10 protein-coding genes are annotated in these 11,727 nt (G+C 59.3%); 4 read left to right on the forward strand and 6 right to left on the reverse strand.

The genetic code is table 11. From position 1 onward, the window contains the following. Positions 1 to 22: 22 nt before the first annotated feature. Positions 23 to 361, reverse strand: a complete 339-nt coding sequence (gene glnK / locus ACYZT3_RS28840; protein ID WP_002555808.1) for a P-II family nitrogen regulator — start codon at positions 359 to 361, stop codon at positions 23 to 25. 420 nt (positions 362 to 781) lie between these two features. Here glnK and ACYZT3_RS28845 point away from each other — a divergent pair, with 420 nt between their 5' ends. Both ACYZT3_RS28845 and ACYZT3_RS28850 read left to right on the forward strand, forming a co-directional pair. Next, positions 782 to 1,042 carry an accessory factor UbiK family protein gene (locus ACYZT3_RS28845; RefSeq protein WP_462031242.1) on the forward strand — a complete coding sequence of 87 codons (261 nt, stop codon included), beginning with the start codon at positions 782 to 784 and terminating at the stop codon, positions 1,040 to 1,042. Between the two features lie 441 nt (positions 1,043 to 1,483). Further along, positions 1,484 to 2,005 carry a BRO-N domain-containing protein gene (locus tag ACYZT3_RS28850; RefSeq protein WP_282376186.1) on the forward strand — a complete coding sequence of 174 codons (522 nt, stop codon included), beginning with the start codon at positions 1,484 to 1,486 and terminating at the stop codon, positions 2,003 to 2,005. Positions 2,006 to 2,057: 52 nt separating this feature from the next. On the opposite strand, the gene ACYZT3_RS28855 is transcribed toward ACYZT3_RS28850, so the two are convergent. Continuing rightward, a complete protein-coding gene (locus ACYZT3_RS28855; RefSeq protein WP_030129123.1) occupies positions 2,058 to 2,363 on the reverse strand; it encodes a HigA family addiction module antitoxin in 306 nt (101 codons plus the stop codon). A gap of 8 nt (positions 2,364 to 2,371) precedes the next feature. Next, complete coding sequence (locus tag ACYZT3_RS28860; RefSeq protein WP_150631401.1) at positions 2,372 to 2,650, reverse strand: type II toxin-antitoxin system RelE/ParE family toxin; 279 nt, start codon at positions 2,648 to 2,650, stop codon at positions 2,372 to 2,374. A gap of 772 nt (positions 2,651 to 3,422) precedes the next feature. On the opposite strand from ACYZT3_RS28860, the gene ACYZT3_RS28865 reads away from it, so the two are divergent. After that, positions 3,423 to 4,916 carry a YifB family Mg chelatase-like AAA ATPase gene (locus ACYZT3_RS28865; RefSeq protein ID WP_282376189.1) on the forward strand — a complete coding sequence of 498 codons (1,494 nt, stop codon included), beginning with the start codon at positions 3,423 to 3,425 and terminating at the stop codon, positions 4,914 to 4,916. 111 nt (positions 4,917 to 5,027) lie between these two features. Here ACYZT3_RS28865 and ACYZT3_RS28870 read toward each other — a convergent pair whose 3' ends face one another. Continuing rightward, entirely contained in the window at positions 5,028 to 7,004 is a 1,977-nt protein-coding gene (locus ACYZT3_RS28870; protein WP_462031243.1) for a methyl-accepting chemotaxis protein, read from the reverse strand. A gap of 182 nt (positions 7,005 to 7,186) precedes the next feature. Then, complete coding sequence (locus ACYZT3_RS28875) at positions 7,187 to 8,107, reverse strand: LysR substrate-binding domain-containing protein (RefSeq protein ID WP_462031244.1); 921 nt, start codon at positions 8,105 to 8,107, stop codon at positions 7,187 to 7,189. A gap of 176 nt (positions 8,108 to 8,283) precedes the next feature. Between ACYZT3_RS28875 and ACYZT3_RS28880 the strand changes: the two genes are divergently transcribed. After that, a complete protein-coding gene (locus tag ACYZT3_RS28880; RefSeq protein ID WP_462031245.1) occupies positions 8,284 to 9,681 on the forward strand; it encodes a NorM family multidrug efflux MATE transporter in 1,398 nt (465 codons plus the stop codon). A gap of 109 nt (positions 9,682 to 9,790) precedes the next feature. On the opposite strand, the gene ACYZT3_RS28885 is transcribed toward ACYZT3_RS28880, so the two are convergent. Next, entirely contained in the window at positions 9,791 to 11,464 is a 1,674-nt protein-coding gene (locus ACYZT3_RS28885; protein WP_462031246.1) for a putative bifunctional diguanylate cyclase/phosphodiesterase, read from the reverse strand. Positions 11,465 to 11,727: the final 263 nt, after the last annotated feature.

Below are 11,727 nucleotides of genomic sequence, written 5' to 3' on the forward strand. Positions count from 1 at the left end.
GGGGCGTTGGGTGTGTGGCGGCTTAGATTGCGTCGGTATCGGTTTCGCCGGTACGGATGCGAATCGCCTGTTCCAGATTGACCACGAAGATCTTGCCGTCACCGATCTTGCCGGTGTTGGCAGCCTTGGTTATCGCCTCGATAACCCGGTCAAGATCCTTGTCGTCAATGGCGACGTCGATCTTCACCTTTGGCAGGAAATCGACCACGTATTCCGCGCCGCGATACAGCTCGGTGTGACCCTTCTGCCGACCGAAGCCTTTGACTTCAGTAACGGTAATGCCCTGCACGCCGATCTCGGACAGCGACTCGCGTACGTCGTCCAGTTTGAACGGCTTGATGATGGCAGTGACTAGCTTCATGAAAACTCTCTCCCGAATTTGGTGGACTTGCCCCAGGAAAACAAACCCGACTCAAGTCTAAGCGCAGTGCCTGGCTTTGTAACGCATCGTCGGCCTTACCTGCCCGTCCGACGCCTGCTAACCACTCCGCACGAAACACTTTCCCCCGTTCCGCTTGGCGCACTGCATTCGTCACAGCGACTGCATCAGTGCATGGGTCACTACCGACTAAGCAGAAAGCTTGCCATCTCGCCAAAACCCACTGATTTCAAGCCCTTGGCCGCTGCCGCAAGCTACTTCGCTGCAATGACCCGACTGATACGCACAACAACAGTGCATTGCCGTCCGGCCGCATGCGCGAAAAGCGTGCAGCCCTGACTGCGAGATTGACTATAGACAGTGCGTGATACACTGCCCGCCATTGTTGACAGGACATTTCCCATGCTCGCACCCAAAGACTTCCTCGATGCCCTGAGCGGCACCGCCTCCCGCCTCTTCAGCGGCGACACCCCACTGCCGAAAAGCGAAATAGAAAGCCAGTTCAAGGCCCTGTTGCAGAGCGGCTTCAGCAAGCTGGAACTGGTGAGCCGGGAAGAATTCGATAGCCAGATGGTCGTGCTGGCACGGACGCGGGCACGGTTGGAAAGTCTTGAGGCGAAAGTGGCGGAGCTGGAAGCAAAGCTCAATCCGCCGACCGAATAACACCTCCGATCAACTGTGGGAGCGAGCTTGCTCGCGATAAGGGTCGCCTCAGTCTTCCAGCCATCCCACACTGGACCGACCACTCCTGTAGGAGCTGCCGAAGGCTGCGATCTTTTGATCTTCCGCCCCGCCACTATCTCGGCAACGTCCTACAAAGATCACACCGTCGTCCGATTGCGCCACAAAGCCCCGGTTCCTAAGCTCACCCAATGCTGAATGTTCAGCACTGGGTTTGGCGACCCGGATAGCATGTGACGCACCGCAACCACGTTCGACTCTGGGCATTATTCCCCTCTCGAATTATGGCGGCTGGGCGTGGGAGACCTTCGGGTCTGCCGGTTTTTCGCATGCACCGGTTCGCCAACCCGCGCACAGCTGCCACCCTTTTCGTTTGGCGACGATCAGCGGCAGTTTCCTTAATGCGAGTTTGAGTGATGCTCTATGGACGACAACTATCTGATCCCACACACCTTCACCCGCCACAAACTCCACCTCCACGCCCTCCTCCTGGAAAACCAGGCCTGGTTCAGCGCACGCGACCTCGGCCGATTGCTCAGACTATTCCTCGACGAACGAGCACTACGCAAACTCGATTCCGACCAGCGCCAATCTGTGCGAATGCTCATCCACGGCACGGTAGAAGACACACTGCTGATCAGCGAATCCGGCGTCTATGCATTACTGGTCTACCACTACTGCCCCGAACACCGAGGCCTGCGCGAATGGCTGACCCACGACGTAGTGCCAGCCCTCAGAGATGCCCAACAGCCAACGTCAACCGAACGCCCGATCCTGAGCCTGTTGAACTGGCCAGAGATGTCGCTGAGTTTGCTGCACTGGAATAACCAACCGTGGATTCGCTTGCAGGATGTTCCGCACATGCTGGCGGATAGTGAACGGCCGCAGCCTGCGGCCAATGCACCGTGGTGGAAGCGTGCTTCCCGAATACTCCAGGCATTCTGAACGACAAAAAAAACCCCACGTTATAGCGTGGGGTTCGTTCAGGAATTGAGGATCAGGCGCAGTGCGGAAGCCGCTCAACCTGATCCCGGATCGCTGCCCCTCGCTCAATCTCGGCTTTGCGCAAATCGTAAGTCGATTGCAGGTTCAGCCAAAATTCCGGGGTCGTGTCCAGACAGATAGATAGCCTTAGAGCCATATCAGCGCTGACACCCCGACGCTGGAGCACGATGTCGTTCACCGTTGGTGTCGAAACGCTCAATGCTCTAGCCAAGGCTGCCGCCGTAAGGCTCAGAGGCTCCAGGTATTCCTCTTTGAGGATCTCGCCGGGGTGAACCGGGCGCATACCATTCTTAGTCATTACTCACCTCAGTGATAATCGACGATTTCGACATTCTCTGGCCCGTTAAGACCCCAAACAAAGCAAATTCGCCATTGAGCGTTGATACGGATGCTGTGCTGACCTTTTCGGTTTCCCCCCAATGCCTCCAAGCGATTACCCGGCGGTGATCGAAGGTCAATCAGTACGGCAGCAGCATCAAGCATCGTCAGCTTTCGTTCCACGACACTCAGAATGGCTGACCACATACGGGTCTTACCATTGCGAAACAGGTACTCGGTCTCAGAACACTTAAAGCTAACGATCATAATTTAAAGCTTAACGTTATGCATTAATCTTGAGTGTATAACCTGAATTCACTTATGCAAATGCGCCAATGCGACTCTTGGCCATCCCTTCAAAGCTTTAGGAAAAGGACTACCAAGGGCCTTCAGAACTCCTTCCAAACCAAGACGCTTCCTACAAAAAGGAGCACCAATTCTCATTGCATCACTACCGCGCTCACCTCTTAAGCTGACCAACCTGTAAAACCATCTTCAATCCAAAAGAGATCGCTATGAAACCCGGAAAACGAAAAGCCAAACTGCTACTCATCGCTGGATATCATGCGGAGGCACTCCGGCTGACCGGGAACGTATCAGCCACTCAACGTCGCTTTTTTGAGGTTGCTGCGGCTCGCGGTAAAGAATTGGAGCCAAGCGGCTGGCTCGCCGGTTACAGAGCACCCGCTACGCCTGATTCGACAAAAAAAGGTGAACAACCTCAGCACCATGAGTGTATTCACTAAGGACGCAGGCCTTGGCCTCCCCGAAATCTGCACACAAAAAACCGCTTCCTCAAGGCGGTTTTTTTTCGCCTTCGATTCAGCTTTCGCCACCGTCCTTCATAGATCCAGGCAACGTCCTACAACAACCTCATCCCGCGACTGATTACGTCGCAAATCCCCACTCCCTTACGCTTCACCCATCAGAAAGACACTCGCAACATCCTGCGAAAATTTGGCGCCTGCGCCATTACGCGCCCCCGACTACCCTTCAAAAAACCGCAGGAAGCGGTTCCCGTAAAGCTCAAGGAACGACTATGTCACTCTCCATCGTTCACAGCCGCGCCCAGATTGGCGTGGATGCGCCCGCCGTTACCGTAGAAGTCCATCTGGCCAACGGTTTGCCGTCATTGACGATGGTTGGTTTACCCGAAGCGGCAGTAAAGGAAAGCAAGGACCGGGTACGTAGCGCGATCATCAATTCAGGCCTGCAATTTCCAGCGCGGCGCATCACGCTGAATCTCGCGCCTGCGGACTTACCGAAGGATGGCGGACGGTTTGATCTGGCGATTGCCTTGGGGATTCTGTCCGCCAGTGTGCAGGTGCCAACGTTGACGCTGGATGACATTGAATGCCTGGGAGAGTTGGCGTTGTCAGGCGCGGTACGTGCCGTGAGAGGCGTGTTGCCGGCTGCGCTGGCCGCACGCAAGGCCGGACGCTCGCTGATGGTGCCGCGGGCGAACGCCGAAGAGGCGTGCCTGGCGTCGGGGTTGAAGGTGTTTGCCGTGGATCACCTGCTGGAAGCCGTTGCGCACTTCAATGGACATACGCCAGTCGAGCCCTACGTTTCCAACGGGTTGCTCTATGCAAGTAAACCCTATCCGGACTTGAATGAAGTGCAGGGGCAAATCTCGGCCAAGCGCGCATTGCTGATTGCGGCGGCTGGAGCTCATAACCTGCTGTTTAGCGGACCGCCGGGGACCGGGAAAACACTGTTGGCGAGTCGGTTACCGGGGCTGCTTCCCCCGTTAGCCGAAAACGAGGCGCTGGAAGTCGCTGCCATTCAATCCGTCACCAGTTGCGTGCCCTTGAGCCACTGGCCGCAAAGACCATTCCGCCAACCCCATCACTCGGCCTCCGGCCCTGCGTTGGTGGGCGGCGGTTCGAAGCCGCAACCCGGCGAAATCACCCTCGCCCATCATGGCGTGCTGTTCCTCGACGAACTTCCGGAATTCGATCGCAAGGTGTTGGAGGTTTTAAGGGAGCCGCTGGAGTCCGGCCACATCGTGATTTCCCGCGCCAAGGATCGCGTGAGGTTTCCGGCGCGCTTTCAATTGGTGGCCGCGATGAACCCGTGTCCCTGTGGATATCTTGGCGAACCCAGCGGCAAATGCAGTTGTACACCGGATATGGTCCAGCGTTATCGCAACAAATTGTCTGGGCCGCTGCTGGATCGGATCGACCTGCACCTGACCGTCGCTCGGGAGGCCACAGCGTTGAATCCTGCGCTCAAACCCGGAGATGACACGGCAACCGCCGCGCTGCTGGTCGCCGACGCCAGGGAGCGCCAACACAAGCGCCAAGGCTGCGCAAATGCCTTCCTTGATCTGCCGGGACTGCGCCGGCACTGCAAGTTATCCACCGCCGACGAAACCTGGCTGGAAACTGCGTGTGAGCGACTGACACTGTCGCTGAGGTCGGCGCATCGGCTGCTGAAGGTAGCGCGGACGCTGGCCGACCTTGAGCAAGTCGATGCCATTACCCGGGAACACCTCGCCGAAGCGTTGCAGTATCGACCATCGACTCAGTAAGTGAGTAAACGAGTCGCCCCCCTTCGCGAGCAGGATCGTCGCCTCAAGAATGGTGGTCAACCAATCTCTGTGGGAGCGTGGCTTGCCCGCGAAGGCGGCTTCGAAGACGCCTCAACGAAACCGGTCGACCTCCGCTCGCAACTCCGCAGCCAGGCTTTCCAGCTCTTTAGCCGTGACGGCCAGATTCGATACCACTTCACGCTGCTCGCTGTTGGCCAGCGCAATGCTCTGCAGATTGCTGCTGAGCAATGTCGCGGTGCTGCTCTGCTCCTGCGTCGCCGTGGTAATCGCCGCGAATTGCTGCCCGGCAGAACGGCTTTGCTCATCAATCCGCGCCAGCGCCGAAGCGACGTTGGCGTTGCGCGACAGGCCTTCCTGCATCAACACGTTGCCCTGTTCCATGGTGCTGATGGCGTTACCGGTTTCCTGCTGAATGCTTTGGATCATGCCGGAAATTTCGTCAGTCGCTTTGCGAGTGCGTGAAGCCAGGTTGCGAACTTCATCGGCCACCACCGCAAAACCACGACCCTGCTCGCCGGCACGAGCGGCTTCGATGGCGGCGTTGAGCGCCAGCAGGTTGGTTTGATCGGCAATCGAGGTAATCACACCGACAATGCCACCGATTTCCTGGGAGCGCTGACCCAAGGTATTGATCACCGTCGCCGTGCTCTGAAGCGCGCCGGCGATTTGCTCCAGAGACGAGGACGCCTCGTCCATCGACGTACGACCGATCTGGGTTTGCTGTGCGTTTTCCTGAGCCAGACGCTGGGTGCTGCCCATGTTGTCGGCAATGTTCAGGGAGGTGGCGCTGAATTCTTCCACGGCGCCAGCCATGCTGGTGATTTCGCCCGACTGCTGCTCCATCCCTTCATAGGCACCGCCGGACAGACCGGACAAGGCCTGGGCACGGCTGTTGACCTCTTGCGAAGCTTTGCGGATGTGCTCGACCATGGTCGACAAAGCTTGGCTCATCTGGTTGAAAGCGCGGGCCAGCTGACCGATCTCGTCGTTGCTCGAGACGTTCAGCCGCACGCTCAAATCACCGGCACCCAAGGCTTCAGCCTGACGCACCAAATCACCCAGCGGCGCGAGTTTGCTGCGCAACAGCCAGACTGCCGAGCCCACAGCGATCAACATCGCCAGCAGACTGCCAATCGCCAATTGAATACCGACACTCCAGGTCACGGCACGGATTTCGGTTTTCGGCATACTCGCCACCACCGACCATGGGCCGCCTTCAAACGGTACGGCAATGCTGTAGAAATCTTCGGACTTGTCGCTCCAGAACTCGCCCTTGCCCGGCGTCTTCGCCAACCCAACGATGCTCGGAGTCGCCTGATCCAGCGCTTGTACACCCGCTATCGGCACCAGCCATTTGTTCTGTTCATCCAGCAGCGCCAGGGAACCGGTCTGGCCGATACGGAAGCGCTTGAGGTTGGCGAACTGCGCGTTCTGCGCGTCGGTGTAGTCGAATCCTACGAACAGGACGGCGATCACCTTACCGCTGCTGTCGCGTACGGGGGTGTACTGAGTCATGTAGGAGCGCTCGAACAGCAAGGCACGACCGACATAGCTCTGCCCCGCCATCAAACGGGCATAGGCCGGGTTAGCGTGATCGAGCAGCGTGCCGATGGCCCGGTTGCCGTCCTGTTTGCTAAGTGAGGTGCTGATCCGAACGAAATCTTCGCCGCTGCGCACGAACACCGTGGCGACACCCGCCGTCATTTGCTTGAACTCGTCGACTTCCTTGAAGTTGTTGTTCAAGACTTCGCTGCCCAGGTGCAGGCCCGGAGTCTGAGCGCCCGCCACGACCACCGGTTCGCCCGGATGCACGCTCAGACCCGCGCTGAAGCGTTTCTCGAACAAGCCAGCCAGGCGCTGGGTGCTTTCACGCAACGTGCCGTGAAAGGTGCTCAACTGATCGGCCAGCAACCGGGCTTCACTGGCCAGGTGCTCTTCGCGGGTGGCAAGGTTGGCGGTGTCCAGCGAGCGCAGGGCGAACACGGTACTGCCGCTGATGACAATCGCCAGTATCACGGCAAGCGCAAGACCAAGCTGTGAGGCGATCCGGGCACGAGGTTGAGACATGACAGCTCCTGGCCGAGTGACCGGATCATCCTGATCACGACGCACACTCAGCAAAATTTCTAATGGGAATTACGTCGAACCTGCACGAAGGTTCCATCTGCAGACTTTCGGCGGCAAACCTGAATACTTGAGTAATTGACCGGGATATGGCTCAAGGCCGCCATTGCGGCGGCTCTATCGATTCAGCTCAAGTGCTGGACATCGGGTAATTCCATTGCTAGGGCTTCGCCTTGCAGGAAATCGCTGAGACGACGCAAACGTTCACCTCCGGGGCGTGTTTTCGGCCAGACGAGGTAATAATTCTCACCGCTGGCGACGGCCGTCGGCCACGGCAAACTCAAGCGTCCCTGCGCCACATCCTCCGCCACCATCAGCAGATCGCCCATGGACACGCCGTAGCCTCGGGCGGCGGCGATCATGCCCAGCTCCAGCGTGTCGAACACCTGCCCGCCCTTGAGTGACACCTGGTCCGCCAGCCCCATGCGTTCCAGCCAGCTGCGCCAGTCACGACGATCCGGCGTCGGGTGCAGCAGTTCGGCATTGGCCAGTCGCGCGACATCCCACGGCTGATCCTGCAGAAGATTCGGCGCGCCGACTGGAATCAGCTCTTCCGGGAACAGGAAACTCGCCTCCCAGTCCGGCTGAAAATGCCCGTTGCTGAGGATGACGGCGCAGTCGAACGGTTCATGGTTGAAGTCCACCGAGTCGACGTCCATCCAGGCGCTGGTCAATTGCACCTCATTGCCTGGTTGTAGGTGCCGAAAGCGGCTGAGCCGTGCCAGCAGCCAACGCATGGTCAGGGTCGACGGCGCTTTCATGCGCAGAATGTCATCCTCGGCGCGCAAGGTACTGCAGGCCCGCTCCAGCGCGGTGAAGCCTTCACGAATGCCCGGCAGGATCAGCCGCGCCGATTCGGTCAATTGCAGATTGCGCCCGCTGCGGTGAAACAGCCGACAGGCAAAATGGTCTTCGAGCGTACGAATATGTCGGCTGACCGCACTTTGAGTGATCGATAATTCTTCGGCTGCACGGGTAAACGAGCTGTGCCGAGCCGCCGCTTCGAATGCGCGCAGGGCATACAAGGGAGGAAGACGACGGGACATTCGGAAACCTCCTATAGCGGGATTCGGTCACCCTAGCAGAAACTCTCCAGCATGAGTTTGAATCATGCCACCCATCCATTTTATCCCTTTGTGCAAACCCCGTAGAGCGCCGAGAATCGACGCCTTCCTGTCCTCTTTGGCTTTCCTTTTCTCTTTAAGAGCGGAGCGTGACGACCATGCAGCATCCAGCACGTACCGAACTCTGGGCCATCCTGCGGCTGGCGGGGCCGTTGATTGCCTCGCAGTTGGCGCACATGCTGATGGTCCTCACCGACACCTTGATGATGGCGCGCCTGAGTCCCGAAGCGTTGGCCGGGGGTGGCCTGGGTGCGGCGACTTACTCGTTCGTGTCGATTTTCTGTATTGGCGTGATCGCCGCGGTCGGCACCCTCGTGGCAATCCGTCAGGGTGCCGGCGACATCGTCGGCGCCGCCAGGCTGACTCAGGCCGGGTTATGGCTGGCGTGGTTGATGGCGCTGGTGGCCGGGCTGCTGCTGTGGAACCTGAAACCGGTCTTGCTGATGTTTGGCCAGACCGAAACCAACGTCCATGCGGCAGGACAGTTCCTGCTGATCCTGCCGTTCGCCCTGCCCGGCTACCTGAGCTTCATGGCCCTGCGCGGCTTCACCAGCGCCATCGGCCGGGCGACGCCGGTGATGGTGATCAGCCTGGGCGGCACCGTGGCCAACTTCGTCCTCAACTACGCGTTCATCACCGGGATGTTCGGCTTGCCAAAAATGGGCCTGGTGGGGATTGGCCTGGTCACCGCGATCGTCGCCAACCTGATGGCCGTGGCACTGGCGCTGCACATCCGTCGGCATCCGGCCTACGACGCTTATCCCTTGCGTCAGGGCCTGTCGCGGCCCAACCGTCAGTACCTTAAAGAACTGTGGCGCCTGGGCCTGCCCATCGGCGGTACCTATGCAGTGGAAGTCGGGCTGTTTGCCTTTGCGGCGCTGTGCATGGGCACCATGGGCAGTACGCAACTGGGCGCACACCAGATCGCCCTGCAAATCGTCTCGGTGGCGTTCATGGTTCCGGCGGGGCTTTCCTATGCGATCACCATGCGTATCGGTCAGCACTACGGCGCTGGGCAACTGCTGGATGCACGGCTGGCCGGACGGGTCGGGATTGCCTTTGGCGCGGCGGCGATGCTGGGCTTCGCCATGGTCTTCTGGTTGCTGCCGAATCAGCTGATCGGTTTGTTCCTGGATCACAATGACCCGGCGTTTCGCGAAGTCATCAACCTGGCCGTGAGTCTGTTGGCGGTGGCCGCGTGGTTCGAGCTGTTCGACGGCACGCAAACCATCGCCATGGGCTGCATTCGCGGGCTCAAGGATGCCAAGACGACGTTTCTGGTGGGTTTGGGCTGCTATTGGCTGATTGGCGCGCCAGCCGCCTGGTGGATGGCCTTCCATTTGGATTGGGGGCCAACGGGTGTCTGGTGGGGATTGGCGCTGGGGTTGGCGTGCGCGGCGGTGAGCCTGACGTTGGCGTTTGAGTGGAAGATGACGCGGATGATTCGGCGGGAGCCGTCGTCAGGGGCAAGCTTCCAAATCGCCCAGCCTGACTGAGATCCCTTGTAGGAGCGAGGCTTGCCCGCGAAGAGGCCATATCTGATACCACATGTGTTGAATGTCAGACCGCCTTCGCGGGCAAGCCTCGCTCCTACAGGGTCTGTGGTTAGCTCACGACTTCCAATGCGGGCTGCTGATTGCTGCCGAAGCTCAAATACTCAACCAGCTCCGTCAGCGGCAATGGCTTGCTGATCAGATATCCCTGCACCTGATCGCAACCAAACCCGCGCAAAAGTTCCAGTTGCTCCGGCGTTTCTACGCCCTCGGCAACCACTTCAAGGTTGAGGTTGTGCGCCAGATTGATCATCGCGTGGACCAGTTTGCGATTCTCTTCGCGCTGTTCCATGCCGCCGACAAAGCTCTTGTCGATCTTCAGCAAGGTAATGGGCAAGCTGTTGAGGTGCACAAACGAAGAGAAACCGGTACCGAAGTCATCCAGCGAGAAGCGTACGCCCAGTCGCCCGAGGGCATCCATGGTCTGCTTCACCAGATCGCTGCGACGCATGACGGCGGTTTCGGTCAGTTCGAATTCCAGCCATTGCGCCTCGACGCCGCGCTCGGCAATCAACCGACTCAGCGTCGACAGTAACTGGCTGTCCTGAAACTGCCGGAACGAGAGGTTGATCGCCATGTGCAACGCCGGCAAACCCCGTTCGCGCAACGCCTGCATGTCGCGCAAGGCGCGGGAAATCACCCAGTAACCGAGCGGCACGATCAAGCCGCTCTGCTCGGCCAGCGGCACGAATTCGCTGGGTGGCAGCAAGCCTCGCTCGCCATGACGCCAGCGCACCAAAGCTTCGAGGCCGACGATCTGCCCGTCCTCAAGGTTTAGGCGTGGCTGGTAATGCAGCTCCAGTTCATCCCGACGCAACGCCCGGCGCAGCTCGCTTTCGAGGTCGGCCATGCTGCGGGCATTGCGATTGATGCGTTCGTTGAAAATGTGAAAGGTGCAGCCCTGAGTGCTTTTGGCTTGTTGCATGGCGATGTGCGCGTGCCACATCAGCGGGTCGGCGCCGGCCTGGGCCCGGGCGTGGGCAATACCGAGGCTTGAGCCGATCAACAGGCTTTCGCCGTCGACCCAGTAAGGTTCGGCCAGCGCTTCGGTAATGCGTTCGGCCATCCATTCGGCGCGCTGAGGCGCGCGGCGGGTGTCGATCAGCAGGGCAAATTCATCGCTGCCCAACCGCGCCAGTTGATCGCCGGCCTCAAGCTGGCATTTCAGCCGCGCGACCACTTGCAGAATCAGCCGGTCACCGGCCTGATGGCCGAGGGCGTCGTTGGCGTGACGGAAGTTATCGAGGTCGAGGTGACCAAGGGCCAGGCCGCGGCCGTCGTTTTCCGCCAGGCGTGCCGCCAGCAAGGTCTGGAAACCCTGACGGTTGGCGATGCCGGTCAGCGGGTCTTGCGCGGCCAGGCGTTGCAGTGTGTTTTCCAGCACGCCGCGCTCACGCACATGGCGCAGGCAACGGCGCAACATGCCGGGATCGAGCAGATCGCGCACCAGCCAGTCACTGACACCATCGGGCGGCGACAGCGGCTCATGCTCGAGCAGCAACACCGTCGGCAGGCTGCAACGGCCGGGCAAAGGCTGGAGAGCCGGGATCGTCAACAACACCGCGCTGCGGTTGTCATCGAATAGACTGCTGACCGACTCCCAGCTCGGCGCGCTGATCAGCACGGCCGAGTTCCCCATCGGAGCCAGGCACTCGCGCAACAACGCTGCCCACGCTGGCTCTTCCGCCAGTAGCAGCAAACGCAAGGGTTCGACAGGCGTAGACAAGCTAGCTCCCTAGACTCTGCAAAGATGTAGGCGACGGGCATTATGCAGCGCCGGTAACCAATGACCAAATGACATCGGTTATCAACCGTTGCTTTGTATCGTGAATGACGAACATTAGACGCAAACTCATCGCGCATCCTGCGTGAAAGTATCAAAACCGGCAAATATAGATAGCGTGCTGCGTCACAAGTCGGAGAGAGCAGCACAATTCGCTGAGCCTGTTAAAATGCCGGCCCATTTCGCAAACGACTCCCTGATTTCGT

Source organism: Pseudomonas sp. MDT1-16 (assembly GCF_054898115.1).